Annotated in this window: 15 protein-coding genes; 11 read left to right on the top strand and 4 right to left on the bottom strand. The window is 63.3% G+C overall.

All coding sequences use genetic code 11. The features are described 5' to 3' along the window. Window positions 1-79 precede the first annotated feature (79 nt). Window positions 80-2,533, top strand: coding sequence for a glycogen/starch/alpha-glucan phosphorylase (locus AWB79_RS19620; RefSeq protein WP_061169240.1), 2,454 nt, complete (start codon window positions 80-82; stop codon window positions 2,531-2,533). Between the two features lie 21 nt (window positions 2,534-2,554). Here AWB79_RS19620 and AWB79_RS19615 read toward each other — a convergent pair whose 3' ends face one another. Continuing rightward, window positions 2,555-2,965, bottom strand: a complete 411-nt coding sequence (locus AWB79_RS19615) for a DUF6232 family protein (protein ID WP_061169105.1) — start codon at window positions 2,963-2,965, stop codon at window positions 2,555-2,557. Between the two features lie 383 nt (window positions 2,966-3,348). Here AWB79_RS19615 and AWB79_RS19610 point away from each other — a divergent pair, with 383 nt between their 5' ends. Both AWB79_RS19610 and AWB79_RS19605 read left to right on the top strand, forming a co-directional pair. After that, entirely contained in the window at window positions 3,349-3,768 is a 420-nt protein-coding gene (locus tag AWB79_RS19610) for a MarR family winged helix-turn-helix transcriptional regulator (protein WP_061169104.1), read from the top strand. An 84-nt stretch (window positions 3,769-3,852) separates the two neighbouring features. After that, window positions 3,853-5,163, top strand: coding sequence for a chloride channel protein (locus AWB79_RS19605; RefSeq protein ID WP_061169103.1), 1,311 nt, complete (start codon window positions 3,853-3,855; stop codon window positions 5,161-5,163). 63 nt (window positions 5,164-5,226) lie between these two features. Here the strand turns inward: AWB79_RS19605 and AWB79_RS19600 are convergent, their stop codons facing one another. The 3 genes from AWB79_RS19600 to AWB79_RS19590 form a co-directional block, all read right to left on the bottom strand. After that, window positions 5,227-6,633 (bottom strand): class II fumarate hydratase, encoded by a 1,407-nt coding sequence (locus AWB79_RS19600; RefSeq protein ID WP_061169102.1) that lies wholly within the window; start codon window positions 6,631-6,633, stop codon window positions 5,227-5,229. Window positions 6,634-6,708: 75 nt separating this feature from the next. Beyond that, complete coding sequence (locus tag AWB79_RS19595; protein ID WP_061169239.1) at window positions 6,709-8,124, bottom strand: cation:dicarboxylate symporter family transporter; 1,416 nt, start codon at window positions 8,122-8,124, stop codon at window positions 6,709-6,711. 26 nt (window positions 8,125-8,150) lie between these two features. Next, window positions 8,151-9,521, bottom strand: coding sequence for a class-II fumarase/aspartase family protein (locus AWB79_RS19590; RefSeq protein ID WP_061169101.1), 1,371 nt, complete (start codon window positions 9,519-9,521; stop codon window positions 8,151-8,153). Between the two features lie 150 nt (window positions 9,522-9,671). Between AWB79_RS19590 and AWB79_RS19585 the strand changes: the two genes are divergently transcribed. The 8 genes from AWB79_RS19585 to AWB79_RS19550 all read left to right on the top strand — a co-directional run. Further along, the gene (locus AWB79_RS19585) at window positions 9,672-10,403 is read left to right on the top strand and encodes a GntR family transcriptional regulator (protein ID WP_061169100.1); all 732 of its coding nucleotides are present in this window, start codon (window positions 9,672-9,674) and stop codon (window positions 10,401-10,403) included. 190 nt (window positions 10,404-10,593) lie between these two features. Next, the gene (locus tag AWB79_RS19580; RefSeq protein WP_198399057.1) at window positions 10,594-11,598 is read left to right on the top strand and encodes an AraC family transcriptional regulator; all 1,005 of its coding nucleotides are present in this window, start codon (window positions 10,594-10,596) and stop codon (window positions 11,596-11,598) included. Window positions 11,599-11,761: 163 nt separating this feature from the next. Beyond that, on the top strand, window positions 11,762-13,564 hold the full coding sequence (locus AWB79_RS19575) for an acyl-CoA dehydrogenase (protein ID WP_061169099.1): 1,803 nt from the start codon (window positions 11,762-11,764) through the stop codon (window positions 13,562-13,564). Between the two features lie 33 nt (window positions 13,565-13,597). After that, window positions 13,598-15,295, top strand: coding sequence for an electron transfer flavoprotein-ubiquinone oxidoreductase (locus AWB79_RS19570; RefSeq protein WP_096031572.1), 1,698 nt, complete (start codon window positions 13,598-13,600; stop codon window positions 15,293-15,295). Window positions 15,296-15,335: 40 nt separating this feature from the next. After that, on the top strand, window positions 15,336-16,532 hold the full coding sequence (gene bktB / locus AWB79_RS19565; protein WP_061169098.1) for a beta-ketothiolase BktB: 1,197 nt from the start codon (window positions 15,336-15,338) through the stop codon (window positions 16,530-16,532). A gap of 17 nt (window positions 16,533-16,549) precedes the next feature. Continuing rightward, on the top strand, window positions 16,550-17,404 hold the full coding sequence (locus tag AWB79_RS19560; protein ID WP_061169097.1) for a 3-hydroxybutyryl-CoA dehydrogenase: 855 nt from the start codon (window positions 16,550-16,552) through the stop codon (window positions 17,402-17,404). Between the two features lie 194 nt (window positions 17,405-17,598). After that, window positions 17,599-18,213, top strand: coding sequence for a hypothetical protein (locus AWB79_RS40495; protein ID WP_232470934.1), 615 nt, complete (start codon window positions 17,599-17,601; stop codon window positions 18,211-18,213). 58 nt (window positions 18,214-18,271) lie between these two features. Further along, window positions 18,272-19,044, top strand: a 773-nt coding sequence (locus AWB79_RS19550; RefSeq protein WP_332459666.1) for a citrate/2-methylcitrate synthase, incomplete at its 3' end; no start/stop codon positions are given.

Genomic DNA, 19,044 nt, shown 5'->3' with positions numbered 1-19,044 from the left:
CGCTAATCTGGTGCGTCCGCATTGAACTCCCGTCGTGCTTTCGCGGTCGTTGCATATGTCGCAAAAACCGGAGGTTCCGATGACATCCGTCGACCTGGAGTTCGACCAGCTCAATAGCACCGTCGAAGCGCTCAGGCGCTCCATCTCGAACCGCCTGATGTACGGCGTTGGCAAGGACGCAATCACCGCGCAGCCGCGCGACTGGCTCCATGCCGCCGAGCTGGCGGTGCGCGACCGCCTCGTCGCGCGCTGGATGCGCACCACGAGGCTTCAATACGAACAGGACGTGAAACGCGTCTACTACCTGTCGATGGAGTTTCTCATCGGCAGGACCTTCAGCAATGCGCTGCTCGCGCTCGGCATCTACGACGAAGTGCGCGACGCGCTGGCGGGTCTGGGCGTCGATCTCGCGACGCTCGAAGAACTCGAGCCGGATGCGGCGCTCGGCAACGGCGGTCTCGGGCGGCTGGCCGCCTGCTTCCTCGATTCGATGGCGACCGTCGGCGTGCCGGGCTTCGGCTATGGCATCCGCTACGAGTACGGCATGTTCCGGCAGACGGTCGTCGACGGCAATCAGGTCGAGATGCCCGACTACTGGCTGCGCGCGGGCAATCCGTGGGAGTTTCCGCGCCCGGAAGTGGTCTATACCGTGCATTTCGGCGGCCGCACCGTGCAGCACGACGATCGCACCGACTGGATCGACACCGAGCACGTCAACGCGATGGCCTACGACACGGTCATCCCCGGCTTCGCCACGACGGCGACCAACACGCTGCGCCTGTGGTCCGCGCGCGCCACCGACGAGTTCGATCTCTCCGCGTTCAATCAGGGCGACTATCGCCGCGCGGTGGAAGCGAAGAACACGTCCGAGCACGTGTCGCGTCTGCTGTATCCCGACGACTCCACGCAGGCGGGTCGCGAATTGCGCCTGCGTCAGGAGTACTTCTTCGTCTCCGCGACGATGCAGGATCTGATTCGCCGCTATCAGCGCACGCACACGCATTTCGGACGGCTCGCTGAAAAAGTCGCGGTGCACCTGAACGACACGCATCCGGTGCTCGCGATTCCGGAGCTGATGCGCCTGCTCGTGGATCGCCATCATCTGCCGTGGGACAAGGCGTGGAAGCTCGTGCAGCAGATGTTCTCCTACACGAACCACACGCTGATGCCCGAGGCGCTGGAGACGTGGGACGTCGAGATGCTCGCGCGTCTGTTGCCGCGTCATCTGGAGATCATCTTCGAGATCAACGCGCAGTTCCTGAAGCAGGTCACGGAGAAGTTCGGCCGCGACGTCGAACTGATTCGCCGTATCTCGCTCGTCGACGAATTCGGCCAGCGCCGCGTGCGCATGGCGCATCTCGCGATCGTCGCGAGCCACAAGGTGAACGGCGTGTCGAAGCTGCACTCGCAACTGATGGTGCAGAACATCTTCTCCGATTTCGCGCGCATGTATCCCGAGCGCTTCACCAACGTGACGAACGGCATCACGCCGCGCCGCTGGCTCGCGCAGGCGAGCCCGTCGCTGTCGTCGCTGATCGACAAGCGTCTCGGGCCGCGCTGGCGAACCGATCTGTTCGAACTCGGCCGCCTGCGCGAATGGCGCGACGATCCGGAGTTCCGCAAGGCCTTCCACGACGCGAAGTTCGCCAACAAGCTGCGACTCGTGGAGCGCGCGAAACGCGACGCCAATGCGATCATCAATCCGGAAGCGCTCTTCGATCTGCAGGTGAAGCGCATTCACGAATACAAGCGGCAACTGCTCAACATCCTGTACGTGATCGTGCGCTACAACCGCATTCGCGAGAATCCTGAGCAGGACTGGACGCCGCGCGTGGTCATGTTCGCGGGCAAGGCGGCATCGGCTTACAAGATGGCCAAGAACATCATCAAGCTCATTAACGATGTCGCGAAGAAGATCAACGCGGACCCGCTCGTGGGCGATCGTCTGAAGGTCGGCTTCATTCCGAACTACGGCGTGAGCGTGGCGGAGCTGATCATTCCGGCCGCGGATCTGTCAGAGCAGATCTCGATGGCGGGCACCGAGGCATCCGGCACCGGCAACATGAAGCTGGCGCTGAACGGGGCGCTGACCATCGGCACGCTGGATGGCGCGAACATCGAAATCTGCGACGCCGTGGGGCGCGAGAACATCTTCATCTTCGGCAACACGACCGACGAGATCGAATCCCTGCGCGCGGCGGGGTATCGGCCGCGACAGATCTACGAGGAGAATCCCGAGCTCAAGGTCGCGCTCGACCAGATCCGCCTCGGGCATTTCTCGCCGGAAGAGCCGCATCGCTTCTACGACATCTTCCATACGCTCGTGGACTGGGGCGATCACTACATGGTGCTCGCCGACTTCGACAGCTTCGACAAGACGCAGACCGAAGTCGATCTCAAGTTCCGCGACAAGGATACGTGGACGAAGAGCGCGATCGAGAACGTCGCGGGAATGGGGATTTTCTCGTCGGATCGCACGATCGCGGAATACGCGCGCGATATCTGGCATGTCGAGACATTACAGGTGACCTGACGCGTTCGACGACCCGCGCTCTCAGGAACCGGCCGCCGGCTTCGCCGCCGCGCTGGCCGCATGCTTGCCGATCGCGTCGCCGACGAGCGCGGCGACGCGATCCGCGAATTCCTGATCCTTCGTGATGAGCACTTCGCGCTCGCCGTCGGGCGTCGCCACCATCAACTGATAGATCACGTCCTGCGTGATCCAGGTGAGATATCCGACCACGATGATCATCGCGCCGATCACGAGCGCCGCGCCCGAGCCGGTGCCGATGCCCGCGCCGAGCGCGACGAGCCCGATTAGCGCGATGATGACGGGCAACGGCTTCTGCCGAGGGACCATGACGACGCGCGCGGCGCGCAGATCGCGCAACGGAATCATCTGGCCGGAAGCCGACAGGCCGGCGCGCGAGAGCGTGACGCCGCGTTCGTTGAACGGTGTATCCATAGCGTTTCGTAGTCTTTCATTCAAGCCGGTGAAACCGGGCAGGTTACCAGACCGCGCGGCGCGGCGGCATGTCTGTTGAGCAACTATAACGAGCAAGATCAGAACAAGTGTAAAAAGCGCGGGGAATCGCCGTTTCCTGAGACATTACAGGACCTCAGGACGCTTTCGGCAACCGCGGCTGCGTGTGCCGCCGTGCCGGTGCTGACTGCGCGACCTTCATCCGGCATCGGGCGCGATGTAGAAGTAAGGTCGATCGACAGCCGGAACCGGGCACAGCACGCGTCCGGCTTTGCTTTCGACGGACGATGCGTATCCGGCTTCCAGTACTAAACTAGGTATGATCGAACGCGGATCGTCATACCTATCTCCAGTCGAATTCGTCAATGTCGTCGAACAGTGAAAAGAGCGCCAGTCTTCCGGACAAGCAGGACTTGAAAGCGATGTCCGTCTTCCGCTACGAGTTGCGCAAGTTCCTGCGCGTATCGGAGGAGATTTCCAATGCAGCCGGAATCACGACGCTCCAGTATCAGTTGCTTCTGCACGTGCGCGGCTTTCCCGGGCGCGACTGGGCCACCGTCGGCGAACTCGCGGAGCGACTGCAGGCGGCGCCCAATGGCACGGCCGCCCTGGTGTCGCGCTGCGAGGCATCGGGACTCGTCCGGCGCAAGACGGACAAGACCGATCGCAGGCAGGTGCAGGTTCATCTGACGGCGAAGGGCGAGCGCTGCCTGCTCAAACTCGCGGCCGAGCACAAGGCTCATTACGGCTTGTTCGGCTGGGTGTTCGGCGCGAAAGAAGAATGAGCCGCTAGTCGTTCCGGCTTGCCACGGCGGAGGGCGGGCAAAAGTTTATGTCACAATGTGCCTTAAATTTTTTAGACCATTCCGATGCGCATCCCTGGATTCATCGACCGACGCACCATCCTGCGTGGCAGGCGGCTCTGGCTGCACTACGGCGTGTTCTGGCTCGGCGCGGTCGCGACCGGGCTCGTCGCGGTCATGTACGCGTGGTTGATCGACTTCGGATACGACACGTTTCTGCGCGCCAGGGCCATCTGCTGGTGGCTGCCGTTGCTGCTCACGCCTGCCATTGGCGCGCTCTGCGTCTGGGCGACGCGCCGCTTCTTTGCGGGCGCCGAAGGCAGCGGCATTCCGCAGGTCATCGCAATGCTGCATGACGGTCGCGAACTGGGGCCGCGACTGCTCACCATCCGCATTCTCATCGGCAAGATCGCGTTGTCGTTCCTGTCGATTCTCGGTGGCTTCACCATCGGGCGCGAAGGGCCGACCATTCACGTCGGCGCGGCGCTCATGTTCAGCCTGCGAGGCTTTTATCCCGCGCGGCTGCGCAGCATGCGCGCGGGCGCGCTCGAGCGCAGTCTGGCGCTGGCGGGCGCGGCCGCCGGACTTTCGGCCGCGTTCAACGCGCCGCTCGCGGGCGTGGTTTTCGCCATCGAAGAGCTCACGCGCAGCTTCGAGCAACGCACCAGCGGTGTGCTGATCACCGCGATCATCTTCGCGGGTATCGTCTCGCTCGCGCTGCAAGGCAACTACACATACTTCGGCACGATCGATCTGAGCGGACGTTTCCCCGATTCGCTCGCGCTTGCCGTCATCCTGCTTGGCGCGGTGACGGGCGTCGCGGGCGGCATCTTCTGCTGGCTCCTGCTGAACACGCAGCGCTGGATGCCGGCGCGGCTGATCGACTGGAGGCTGTCTCATCCGGTGGCATTCGCCGCGGCGTGCGGCTTGTTCATCGCGGTGCTCGGTGTCGCCGCCGGCGGTCACACATTCGGCAGCGGCTATGCGGAAGCGCGCGGCATGCTCGAAGGCAACTCTCAGCTCGGCGCGAGCTACCCGCTGCTGAAAATGGCATCGATGGTCGGCTCGTACCTTCCCGGCGTGCCGGGCGGACTCTTCGCGCCGTCGCTCGCGATAGGGGCGGGCATCGGCAACGCGCTCCATCTCGTCTTTGGCGGCATGGAATTGCCGATGTTGATCGCGCTAGGCATGGTCGGCTATCTCGCCGCCGTCACGCAGAGTCCGATCACGGCATTCGTGATCGTCATCGAGATGATCAATGGACACGCGCTCGTGCTGTCTCTGATGGCCACCGCATTGATTTCGAGTCAGGTGTCGAAGCTGTTCGCGCCGCCGCTGTATGAGGCGCTGGCAGAGAAATATATGAGCAAGTCATGACCGGCGATTGGCGCGGGAATGGCCTTTCCTGAACTCCCGCTCGTCAGTTCGCCGTGAGGCGGATTACCGCTTCGAAACATTGCCTGCGGCGAGCATGGCGGGATCGACCAGTCGGTCGTATTCGTCGCCATCGAGAAACCCGAGCGCGATCGCTGCCGTGCGTGCCGTCACTCGGTCGCGCAACGCCTTCCGCGTAATCCGTGCAACGCGGTCGTAGCCGAGTATCGGATTCAGGGCGGTGACTGCGAGCAGTGACCGATCGACGTTGGTCGCGAGCTGCTCTCGATCCACCTCGATGCCACGGACGAGGCGCCTTGCAAAAACGCTGGCTGAATCGGCGAGCACACGCAACGACTGGAGCAGGTTGTAGACAAGCACTGGTTTGGCGACGTTCAGTTCGAAATTGCCGGACGCGTTGGCCAGAGTGATCGTCTGGTGGTTACCGATGACCTGGAAACACGCCTGAACGAGCACTTCCGCGATCGTCGGGTTGCGTTTGCCTGGCATGATCGAGGAAGTCAGTCCGTCATCCGGAACAAGCAATTCGCCGAGCCCGCAACGAGGACCGGAACCGAGGAATCTTATGTCGTTCGCGATCTTCAGCAGCGAAGTCGCGATCGTGTTCAATGCCCCTGACAGTTCCACGAGAGCATCGTGCGCCGCCATGCCTTCGAACTTATGGGGACTCGGGACAAACGACAAACCGGTAGCCTCCGCAAGCGTCGCACAAAAGAAAGTGTCGAAGCCGGCAGGAGCGTTCAGTCCCGTGCCTGCAGCGGTGCCGCCTTGAGGGAGAATCAGGAGCCGGGGCAAGGCGTCGTCGACGCGAGCAAGCGCATTCGAGAGCTGGCGCTCGAAGGTGGCGAAGGTTTGCCCCATGGTCATCGGCACGGCGTCCATCAGATGCGTGCGGGCGACTTTCACGATGTCGGCGAAGGCAAGGCTGCGCTCCGCGAGCGCCGAGCGGAGTTCATCCAGCGCTGGCCGCAAACGCGCGTTCACCTCGATCGCGGCCGCCACATGCATCACCGTCGGAAAGCTGTCGTTCGACGATTGCGAGCGGTTGACGTGATCGTTCGGATGCACCGGTGCCCTGGTCCCGAGCGGTTGGCCGAGTAACTCATTTGCCCGGTTCGCGATGACCTCGTTGACGTTCATGTTGGTCTGCGTACCGGACCCGGTCTGCCAGATCGTCAGCGGGAAATGACCGTCCCACTTTCCCTCGTGCAGTTCGATTGCGGCCTTCTCGATCGCCGAAGCAAGCTCCGGCGCGAGCACCCCGCACTGCACGTTGGCGCGTGCGGCCGCGAGTTTCTGCAAACCGAATGCGCGTATCAGGACGGCCGGGAAGCGCTCTTCACCGATTTCAAAAAGACCGAGGGCGCGCTGCGTTTGCGCTCCCCAGTATCGATCCGACGGAATCTCGATGGGACCGAATGCGTCATGTTCGATTCGCGATAGTGTGGTCATGGCGCGTGACACGGATTCGTAATTGAGTCGAGCGCGGCGGGACATGCAGGCACGCCGCGGCGAGGTGACATCGGATCAAGGCGAGTTTCGGGCGCCGTTGAGTGGAATGCCGTGAGGATGCGGATTTGCATCGTTCATGTCTTCGGGCAGCAAATTGCCGTCGGCAAGGCTCTCGTCAGCGCGGGCGGTTTCAGGGTAACGCTCGGGATAAAGATGTCGCTCCGCAATGGTCGCATCGAAGGTCCGCGACCACTTGGCGATCACGACCGTTGCGAGGCTGTTGCCGATCGTATTGCATGTGGCGATGGCCATCGACATGAAACGGTAGACGCCAAAGATCAACGCAAGGCCTTCGACGGGGAGGATGCCGGTCGAAGTGACCGTTGCTGCAAATACGACGAACGAGCCTCCCGACACAGTGGCCGCGCCCTTCGAGGTCAGCAGCATCAGCAGCAGAATGCCGATCTGATGATCCAGCGTGATGGGCACGCCGTAAGCATGAGCGATGAACATCACGCCCATCGACATGAAGATGGACGTACCGTCGAGATTGAACGCATAGCCGGTCGGCAACACGAGACCGACGGTTTGCTTCGCGCAGCCGAGCCGTTCGAGTTTGATCAGAAGACCCGGCAGGGCGCTTTCGGACGAAGCCGTACCGAGCACGATGAAAATCTCGTCCTTGATATAGCGCAGAAAGCGCCACAGGCTGAAGCCCGCGAGCTTCGCGATCACGCCCATGACCACGACGATGAACAGCACGATCACCGCATAGAAGCTCAGCACGAGCTGCGCCAGCGCGATCAGCACCGCCGTGCCGTTGCTTCCCACCGAGAAGGCGATCGCACCGAGCGTGCCGAGCGGCGCGAGCTTCATCACGAGATTGATGAACGAGAACAGCACCTCGGAGATGAGATCGAGTCCTTCGTTGATGCGCACGCGGCGGCGCTCCGGAATCGCGAGAATGCCGATGCCGACCATTACCGCGAGCACGACCACTTGCAGCAACTCGCCCTTCGCGAACGCGCCGATGAAGTTGTCCGGCACGATATGCATGACGAATTCGGTGAAGCCCTGCGGCGCGGCCTTGGCCGCGACCGCGGGCACGGCGCCGACGGTGACGGACGTCATCGCCTTGCCCGTTTGCAGCAGATTGCCCGCGAGCAGTCCGAACGCGAGCGCGATCGTCGAGACGACTTCGAAGTAGACGATCGAGCGCCAGCCCACGCGACCCGCGCTCTTCACGTCGCCCGCCGAAGCAATGCCGTGCACGATCGTGAGAAACACGAGCGGCGCGACGCCGGCCTTGATGAGTGCGAGAAAGATGTCGCCGAGCACCTTGAGTTGCGCGCCGAACTTCGGGAACAACAACCCGACCAGGATGCCGATGACGAGCGCCAGCAGCACCTGCATGCCGAGCTTGCGGTACCACGGCAGTTTCTTCTTCGCTGCGACTGTGGCGCTGTCGCTTGATGCGTGTTCGTTATGCATCGCGTGCTCCTCCATGATCTTTGCCTTCAGATTTCGCTCGACAGCGCGACGGCCCGGTCCACCATCTGCGGTGCGAGGCCGAGATAGTTGGCGGGATCGGTCAGACGGTCGATTGCCGCGCGGTCGAAGTGCTTCGTGACTTCGGGCAGCGCGGCGAGCGCTTCGGCGAGCGTGCCGCCATGCTCGTTCACCGTGCGGCACGCGTCGTACACGATGTCATGCGCCTGCTGACGTCCGGTGTAGGGCGCCATGCCCATCATCACGGCTTCCGCGACGATCAAACCCTTGCTGATGCCGAGGTTGTGCTTCATGCGCGCTTCATCGACGATGAGACCGCCGAGCGCGAACTTCGCCTGATGCAGCGCGCCCGCCGTGAGGACGAAACTCTCGGGAATCGCAACCCACTCGGCATGCCACGGGCCGGTGGCGCGCTCGAAGTCCTGAATCATCGCGTCGACCATCAGTCCCGCATGCTGGCGCACGGCCTTCGCCGCCGCGAGCATGAGTTCGCTGGAAATGGGATTGCGCTTCTGCGGCATGGTGCTGCTCGCGCCGCGGCCCTTCACGAATGGCTCATAAACCTCCGCGAATTCGGTCGACGCCATGATCATGATGTCGAGCGCGATCTTGCCGAGCGAGCCCGTAATCAGCGCGAGCAGGTTCACCGCCTCGGCGAAGCCGTCGCGTGCGACGTGCCATGTCGTTGCGGGCACGCCGAGCTTCAGCTCCTCGGCGAGCGCCTTCTGCACCTCGAAGCCCTTGTCACCGAGCGATGCGAGCGTGCCCGCCGCGCCCGCGAATTCGACGACGGCCACGCGTTCGCGCATCTGCGCGAGGCGTTCCTGATGACGGTCGAACATTGCGAGCCAGATCGCGACCTTGTAGCCGAAAGTGACCGGCAGCGCCTGCTGCAAATGCGTGCGGCCAGCCATCGGCGTGTCGCGATGCTTCTTCGCCAGATCCGCGAGAATCGCGCGCAATTCGCGGATGTCGCCATCGATCGAATCGAGTGCGTCGCGCACTTGCAGCGCGACCGCCGTGTCCATGATGTCCTGCGTCGTCGCACCCCAATGGACGTAGCGGCCCGCGTCCCCGCACATCTCCACCAGTTGATGCACCAGCGGCAGGATCGGATACCCGACGATATCGGTTTCTTCGCGCATGTGATCGAAATCGATGCGCTCGATCGTCGACTCACGGGCGATCACTTCGGCCGCATCGGGCGGAATCACGCCCACGCGCGCCTCGGCCTTCGCCAACGCAACTTCCACGTCGATATAGCGTTGAATCAGCGCGTGATCTGAAAACAGCGCGCGCATCCTGGCGGTTCCGAAGGCATCGCGGAACAGGATGGAATCGATCACGGTGCTGGCCATCGGAACGGGGACATGTGTCATTGCGACCTCGAGAATTTCGAACTGGAAGGAGATGGACCCAGCGAAAATAATTTCGAATAAGTCCGGACATATGCAAGATAATATGTCCGGACATGATAGGCAAGCTATGATTTACCCGTAGCAACAAAACAAGACTTTCCTGAGACAGCCATGACTCGACCCCATTTCGCGGAAATCGCGCGTGAACTCACTGAAGCCATTGCTTCCGGGCGCTATCCCGTCGGCACCGTGCTTCCCACCGAACTGGAGCTGCGGGATCACTACCGCACGAGCCGCCATACGGTGCGCGCGGCGCTGCACGAACTCCAGCAACTGGGTCTGGTTTCACGCCGGAAAAACGCGGGAACGCGTGTCGAGTCGTCGCGCCCCCGGAATGAATTCCGGCCGACGCTTGCCTCCGTGGACGACTTGGCTCAGTTCGGGGCCGAGCACTTGCGGCTCGTGCAGTCGACAGAGGTGGTCGTCGCGGACGGCGATCTCGCCAGGACGCTGCAGTGTGCAGAAGGGGAGAGATGGCTGCGCATTTCGAGCCTGCGCATCGATGGCGGAAACGCCCGTACGCCGGTCGGATGGACGGACGTATATATCGCGCCCGACTATGCCGACGTGGCGGATATCGCACGCGAGCAGCCGGACAGGCTGATCAGCGACTTGATCGAGGAGCGCTACGGGCACAGCATTGCGGAGATCCAGCAGGGCATCCAGGCAGTGCTGGTTTCCGACGAAATGGCAAAGCGGCTGCGCGTGGAGCAGGGAACGGCGGCGCTCGAGATCGTCCGGCGTTATCTGGACGCGTCAGGGAAGAGTTTCGAAGTCTCCATCAGCATCCATCCGGCCGAAAGATTTTCAGTCGCGATGCGGCTCAAGCGCTCGAATACCTGATGCATTTCTTAGTCCACTCCAGCACGCCGCCGGGCGCTGCCCGACGCGGGATCTGGGGACCGCGCATCACATCTGCATCTTGTACCCATGCCTGGTTCGAGGCGTGAGTCTGCCTTCTCGCGAGGATGTGAATCACGGGACCGCTGTGACAAAATCGGTCGCGAGTTCTTCATCCCGCACGGTTCTTGATATGAGGCCCCTCTCTGCCACCGTACCCATTTCCGTCGTAAATGGCTTTCTTTCGGGCGCCGACCGTGCCGCGGTCATTCGCCTGGCGGAGCATTCGGGCATTCCGCATGAATTGCTCGGCATGCCGGCCGCACGCGTCACGCAGGAGCAGTTTTCAACGCTCTACCGGCTACTCGCGATGGAGCTCGACGACGAAATGCCGGGCATCTTCGCGCGACCGCTGCGCAATGGCACGCTCAAGTTCCTGTGCCTCAGTCTTCTCGACGCGCCACGGCTCGAAGTCGCGCTGCATCGCTTCGGTCAGTTCTTTCATCTGATCCTCGATGAATTCCAGCTCGTTTCGCGCCGCGAAGGTCCGCACGGGACCGTCGAGTTCGCCGCGAACCCGGGCGGTCCGCAGGCGAGCGCGCTGGCGCGGGAGCTGATGCTCAAGCTCGTGCACGGCGTGGCGTCGTGGCTCATACGCGAGAAGATTCCGCTGGTCGAAGCGGCGTTCCAGTTTCAGCGCCCCGCACAGTCGGGCGATCTGCTGTACCTCTTTCCGGGCCCGGTGCGCTTCGGGCACGATCGCACGTTCATCGCCTTCGATGCGGCCTATCTCGACCGCCCCATCCGGCAGCGGAAATCGGATCTCGACGCCTTCCTTCAGCGCGCGCCGGAAGACTGGATCTTCGTGTCCTTCACCGAAGAGATGGTGTGTCACCGGGTGCGGCAATGTATCGCCGGCGGCCTGCCGACGACGCCGACTGTCGATGCCGTCGCGCAGGAACTGAACTACTCGGCGCGAACCCTGTGCCGCCGTCTCGAAGCGGAGGGAACGACCTTCCAGGCGATCAAGGACGAGGTGCGCCGGGACATTGCGATCCAGCGTCTCACCCGTTCCGGCGATGCCATCACCGCGATTGCCTACGACGTCGGGTTCGACAATCCGACGGCGTTCCATCGGGCGTTCCGGCACTGGACCGGCAGTACGCCCACGGCGTACAGACAGAGAAAAGACGGATAGATCCCGGACCACTGGGGCGATCCGTTTTGGCAGGTTTTGTCAGTGAAAGGGCGCATTCCGGTAACGAATAAACCGAGCCACGTTGATACCATGCACCGCAACATATCAACATTTTCCGCTGCAGCGCGAATTTCCTCGGATCGCTGGGCGCTCGGAGTCATCGATGAGTTACACACCTCCCGTCAAAGAAATGCTGTTCGTGATGGATGAGCTGGCGGATCTTGCAAGCATCAGCCAGCTTCCGGGTCTTGCGGACTCGAATGCGGACACGGCGCAAGCCATCCTCGACGAAGGCGCGAAGCTGGCCGCCGAAGTCATCGCGCCGTTGAACGCAGCGGGCGACCAGCGGCCGAGCGAATGGCGCGACGGCACGGTGACGGCGACGCCCGGCTTCGGCGACGCATACCGGCAGTTCACGGCCGGCGGCTGGCAAGGCATCAGCCATCCGGCGGAGTTCGGCGGACAGGGGCTGGCGAAGCTGGTCGCGTCGCCGTGCATCGAGATGCTCAACGCGTCCAACCTGTCGTTCGCGCTGTGCCCGCTGCTCACCGACGGCGCCATCGAGGCATTGCTGATCGCGGGTTCGGAAGAACTGAAGGCGCGCTATCTGCCGAAGCTGATCGAAGGCGCCTGGACCGGCACGATGAACCTGACTGAGCCGCAAGCGGGCTCCGACCTGTCGCTGGTGCGCTCGCGCGCCGAACGGCAGGACGACGGTTCCTACAAGATCTCCGGCACAAAGATCTTCATTACCTGGGGTGAGCACGACATGGCGGAGAACATCGTCCATCTCGTGCTGGCCCGCACGCCGGACGCGCCGGAGGGCGTGAAAGGCATTTCGCTGTTCGTCGTGCCCAAGTTCCTCGTGAACGACGACGGCAGCCTCGGCGCGCGCAACGACGTGCAGTGCGTCTCGATCGAACACAAGCTCGGCATCAAGGCGAGCCCGACCGCCGTGCTCCAGTTCGGCGACAAGGGCGGCGCGACCGGTTATCTCGTGGGCGAGGAAAACCGCGGCCTCGAATACATGTTCATCATGATGAACGCCGCGCGCTTCGGCGTGGGGCTGCAGGGCATCGCGCTGTCCGACGCGGCTTATCAGAAGGCGGCCGCCTACGCGCAGGAACGCATTCAGAGCCGTCCCGTCGATGGTTCGGGCGCGCAAGCCGTCGCGATCATCCGGCATCCGGACGTGCGCCGCATGCTCGGCACGATGCGCGCGATGACCGAAGGCGCGCGTGCGCTGGCCTACGTCGCCGCCGCGCACGCCGATATCGCCCATCATCACGACGATGCCGAAACGCGCACCCGACATCTGGCGATTCATGAGTTTCTCGTGCCGGTCGTGAAAGGCTGGAGCACCGAGATGGCGATCGACGTCACCAGTCTGGGCGTGCAGGTGCACGGCGGGATGGGGTTCATCGAGGAAACCGGGGCGGCGCAGTTCTACCGCGATGCGCGCATTCTGTCGATCTATGAAGGCACCACCGCGATCCAGGCCAACGATCTCGTCGGCCGCAAGACGCTTCGCGACGGCGGCGCGGCGGCGCAGGCGCTGCTGAAGGAGATCGACGATACGCTCGCTGCGCTGCAGGCGGTCGATGCGGGCGATACCGCGCGCGTCTTCGAAGCGATGCGCCGGCGTCTGGCCGATGGCCGCGACGCGCTCGCGAACGTCGTCGCCTATGTGCTGGAAACGACCAGGCGCGACCCGCGCGCGGTGTTCGGCGGCAGCGTGCTGTATCTGAAGCTCGCGGGCATCGTGCTGTCGGGCTGGCAGATGGCGCGCGCACTGCTTGCCGCGCAACGCAGGCGGGCGGACGACCAGCAGTTCTACGGCGCGAAGATCGCGACCGCGCACTGCTTTGCCGAATACGTGCTGACGCAGGCGCGCGGCCTGGAGACGGCCATCGTTTCCGCGCGCGGCGACGATCCGCTGTTCGCACTGAGCGACGCGCAATTCTGACGCGTACGCGTACTCGAGATCGATGGAGGCAGCATGACGTCGGAAGCGGCGGGCGCACTCGCGCCTGAAAACTTGATCGAGCAATATGGTCCGCGTGAATCGATGGACTACGACGTGGTGATCGTCGGCGGCGGCCCCGCCGGACTGTCCGCCGCGATTCGCCTGAAGCAGCGCGCGGCGGAGCAGGGCGTCGAGCTTGGCGTCTGCGTGCTGGAGAAAGGCTCGGAGATCGGCGCGCACATCCTGTCGGGCGCAGTCATGGATCCGCGCGCGCTCGACGAACTCATTCCCGACTGGAAAGACAAAGGCGCGCCGCTCGATGTCGCCGTGACCGAGGACCGCTTTCTGTTCCTGTCGGAATCGGACGCGCGGGCCGTGCCGAACTGGGCGCTGCCCGGCAACTTCAAGAATCACGGCAACTATGTGATCAGCCTCGCGAACCTGACGCGCTGGCTGGGCCAGCAGGCCGAGGCATTGGGCGTCGAGATCTTCGCGGGCTTTGCCGCGGCCGAAGTGCTGTATCACGATGACGGCTCGATCAGGGGCGTCGCGACGGGCAACATGGGCGTTGGCCGTGACGGCCAGCCCACCGACGCTTTCCAGCTCGGCATGGAGCTTCACGCGAAGTACACGCTGTTCTGCGAAGGCGCGCGCGGACATCTCGGGCGGCAACTGTCGGAACGCTTCGGTCTGCACAACGGCGTCGATCCGCAGGTGTACGGCCTCGGCATCAAGGAACTCTGGGAGATCGATCCCGCGAAACACAAACCCGGTCTCGTGATCCACACGGCCGGCTGGCCCCTCGACAGCGACACTTACGGCGGCTCGTTCCTCTATCACCTCGACAACAACCAGGTGATGGTCGGCTTCGTCGTGGGCCTCGGCTATTCGAATCCGTATCTCTCGCCCTTCGAGGAATTCCAGCGCTACAAGACGCATCCGGCTATTCGCACGTACCTCGAAGGCGGCAAGCGCGTGTCGTATGGCGCGCGCGCAATCGCGGCAGGCGGCCTGATGTCGTTGCCGAAGCTGGTGTTTCCGGGCGGCGCGCTCGTTGGCGACGACGCGGGCTTTCTCAACGCATCGCGCATCAAGGGTTCTCACGCGGCGCTCAAGACCGGCATGCTCGCCGCCGACGCCGCGTTCGACGCAGTTCAGGCCGGGCGTCAGTCCGACGAACTCGCGGCTTATCCGGAATCGTTCAGGCGTTCCTGGCTGCACGAAGAACTGCACAAGGCGCGCAACTTCAAGCAATGGATGGCCAAGGGCCTCTATCTCGGCACGCTGATGGTCGGCATCGAGCAGAAGCTGCTGGGCGGAAAGGTGCCGTGGACGCTGCACCACCGGCATGCGGATCACGAAACGCTCAGGCCCGCGGCGCAATGCACGCCGATCGAGTATCCGAAACCCGACGGCAAGCTGAGCTTCGACCGGCTCTCGTCCGTGTTCATCTCGAACACCAATCACGCGGAGGACCAGCCCGCGCACCTGACGCTCAGGGACGCGAGCGTGCCGGTCGCCGTCAATCTGCGTACCTACGCGGGGCCGGAAGCGCGCTTCTGTCCGGCGGGCGTGTACGAATTCGTCAAGGACGATGCAGAGGAAGACCGCCTGCAGATCAATGCGCAGAACTGCGTGCACTGCAAGACATGCGATATCAAGGACCCGACGCAGAACATCGTATGGGCGACGCCGGAAGGTGGCGGCGGACCCAACTATCCGAACATGTAACCGGCACTGCGCAGGCGCGCAGACGAAGAGGAGCGACTCGATGGGCGAAGCAATGCGTGAAGTAGTGGTGGTGAGCGGCGTGCGGACTGCAATCGGCGACTTCGGTGGCAGCCTGAAGAATTTCTCTCCGACCGAACTGGGCGCGATGATCGTGCGCGAAACGCTTCAGCGCGGTCACGTAACGGGCGATGACGTCGGTCACGTGGTGTTCGGCAATGTCGTCCACACGGAGCCGAAGGACATGTATCTCGCGCGCGTCGCGGCGATCAACGGCGGCGTCGCACAGCACGTGCCGGCGCTGACCGTGAACCGTCTGTGCGGCTCGGGGCTGCAGGCAATCGTCTCGGCCGCGCAGACGATCATGCTGGGCGACGCGGACATCGCCATCGGCGGCGGCGCGGAGACCATGAGCCGCGCGCTGTACGCGCTGCCGGGCGCGCGTTTCGGGCAGCGCATGGGCGACGGACGGCTCGTCGACATGATGCTCGGCGCGTTGCACGACCCGTTCCAGACGATTCACATGGGCGTGACGGCTGAGAACGTCGCGCGCAAGTACGGCATCACGCGCGACGCGCAGGACGCGCTCGCGCTCGAATCGCATAGACGCGCGGCGCGGGCGATCGCGGAAGGACGCTTTCGCGACCAGATTCTGCCGATCACCGTGCGGGGGAAGAAGGGCGAAACTGTCTTCGATACCGACGAGCATGTGCGCCACGACGCGAGCACCAGCGATTTCTCGACGCTGAAGCCGGTATTCGCCAAGGAGAACGGCACGGTGACGGCCGGCAACGCATCGGGCATCAACGACGCGGCGGCGGCCGTGCTGCTGATGGAGCGCGGCGTGGCCGAGCGACGCGGCGCGAAGCCGCTGGCACGGCTCGTGTCCTACGCGCATGCGGGTGTCGATCCCGCCTACATGGGCATCGGGCCGGTGCCAGCGACGCGCAAGGCGCTGGAGCGCGCCGGTCTCGATGTCGCGCAACTCGATGTGATCGAGGCCAATGAAGCCTTCGCCGCACAGGCCTGCGCGGTGACGAACGAGCTGGGGCTCGATCCGGCCAGGGTGAATCCGAACGGTTCGGGCATTTCGCTCGGGCATCCGATCGGTGCGACCGGCGCGCTGATCACCGTCAAGGCGCTTTACGAACTGAAGCGCATCGGTGGCCGGTACGCGCTCGTCACCATGTGCATCGGCGGCGGTCAGGGAATCGCGGCGATCTTCGAAAACCTTCAGTGATCCTCGGAGAGACACGCATGAACATCGAATCGATTGGGGTGATCGGAGCAGGCACGATGGGCGGCGGCATCGCGCAGACTGCCGCCGTCGCAGGACTTCGCGTCGTGATGATCGACGTCACCGATGCCGCGCTCGGCAAGGGCCGCGCGGCGGTCAAGTCGAGCCTGGAGCGACTGGTGTCGAAGGGCAAGCTCGACGCGGCGACGCAGGAGGCCGCGCTCGGGCGCATCGAAACATCGACCGACTATGCGCGGCTGGCTTCGGCCGATGTCGTCATCGAAGCGGCGACCGAGAACGTCGAACTGAAAGGGCGCATCCTGAAGCAGATCGAGGCGGCCGCGCGGCCGGATGCGATCATCGCGACGAACACGTCGTCCATCTCGATCACTGCGCTCGCGGCGCAGCTGGCCGAACCGTCGCGCTTCCTCGGCATGCACTTCTTCAACCCTGTGCCGATGATGCCGCTCGTCGAGATCATTCGCGGCCTGCAAACCAGCGACGAAACGGCGGCGGCCGTGCGCGCGCTCACCGAGCGCTTCGACAAGTCGCCGATCGGCGTGCGCAATTCGCCGGGCTTCGTCGTGAATCGCATTCTCGTGCCGATGATCAACGAGGCGTTCTTCGTGCTGCATGAAGGCGTGGCGAGCGCGGCGGAAATCGACGAAGGGATGAAGCTCGGCGCGAACCATCCGATCGGACCGCTCGCGCTCGCCGATCTCATCGGGCTGGATGTCTGCCTGTCCGTGATGGATGTATTCCTGAAGGATTTCGGCGATCCGAAATATCGCGCGTGCAATCTGCTGCGCGAGCTGGTCGCGGCTGGACGACTCGGTCGCAAATCCGGTCGCGGCGTGTACGACTATTCCGTCTGAGCATAGACTCGTCAATCGATGCATTCTTTAGCGAGCCGTTCATCTCGACGGCTCGCTAAACGCAACCCCGCTCCCTTCCGCCAGGCCGCAGGCCTGGACCCGCACTTTCCACCGGACACCTCCGAAGTTCGCGAACGCATCGCTGTGCCTGGCTTCCGGGCAGGACGATCAACGCGCCGTCGCAGGCCCGTCCGATGCACGCACTGCGTTCCAGCAAACCGCTCGTTTTCCCTCATCCCTCCCGCGACGAGAGGTGTTCGGCTCGTAACCGTTGGTTAGCCTTACAGGGTGATACGCAGCGCACGCTGTTCACATCGCGAAACGATCCCTCGATCGCGCACGTGAAAGTATCGCGGTTAAACAGCGGGAACCGCTCAAAGCCGACACGGGATGCACGTACTCGACTTCATCGAAAGCGGGCGGATTGCGAAGCATGCGGTTCCTCGAACAGTTTCAGAAGACGAGCGTCTGCAAGTCGAGCGAGCGGTTCGCTATTTGAGGGCACAACGCACGGCGCCATCGGCGCTGCGATTTTCATAGAGGTAGAAGTGAATATTCTGTTTCCACACGTCGACAGCGTGTACGTAGGCGAAAGCCTCATTTACTTCGACGCGATCGTCGATGGCGTCACGGTCAACTGCGTCCTGACGGAGCATGCGTTGAGCGCCGCGACCGGCGTCGCTCAGGTCATGTCCCGACGCGAAGCCTTCGCGTTCGGACAGCCCGCGATCAAGGAAGTCGTGGCGAGAAGGGCAAGGGATTCGGCCTTAGGGCCGATCGTCATTACGCGGGCCGAATTTCGCGCTTGAACGCGGGCGCGCTCATCATCAAGTCTTTCACGACATCAAGTCTCATGGAACGCCCATCATGAATCAGTCAAACATCAAAGCCACGCTATCGTTCAGCGACAACTCGCCGAGCGTCGAAATGCCGATCTACAAGGGCACCATGGGCCCGGACGTGATCGACATCCGCAAGTTGTACGGTCAGACCGGCAAGTTCACGTATGACCCGGGCTTCATGTCGACGGCGTCGTGCAATTCCGCGATCACCTACATCGACGGCGACAAGGGCGAGCTGCTGTATCGCGGCTACCCGATCGAGCAGTTGGCCGTGAACGCCGACTTCCTCGAAACGTGCTATCTGCTGCTGAAGGGCGAACTGCCGAACCCGGCGCAGAACAAGGAATTCGTGGACACGGTCACGCGTCACACGATGGTGCACGAGCAGATGCACTTCTTCTTCCGCGGCTTCCGTCGCGACGCGCACCCGATGGCCGTGCTCACGGCTGCTGTCGGCGCGCTGTCGGCGTTCTATCACGACTCGCTCGATATCAACGACCCGCAGCATCGAGAGGTGTCGGCGATTCGCATGATCGCCAAGCTGCCGACGCTGGTCGCGATGGCATACAAGTACAGCATCGGCCAGCCGTTCGTGTATCCGAAGAACGAGCTGTCGTACAGCGCGAACTTCATGCGCATGATGTTCTCGAACCCGTGCGAAGAGTACGAGGTCAACGACGTGCTCGTGCGCGCCCTCGACCGTATCCTGATCCTGCACGCAGATCACGAACAGAACGCGTCGACGTCCACTGTGCGTCTGGCGGGTTCGTCGGGTGCGAATCCGTTCGCGTGTATCGC

Source organism: Caballeronia hypogeia (assembly GCF_001544875.2).
Lineage (GTDB): Bacteria > Pseudomonadota > Gammaproteobacteria > Burkholderiales > Burkholderiaceae > Caballeronia > Caballeronia hypogeia.
This window is presented reverse-complemented; position numbering and strand designations above follow the sequence as displayed.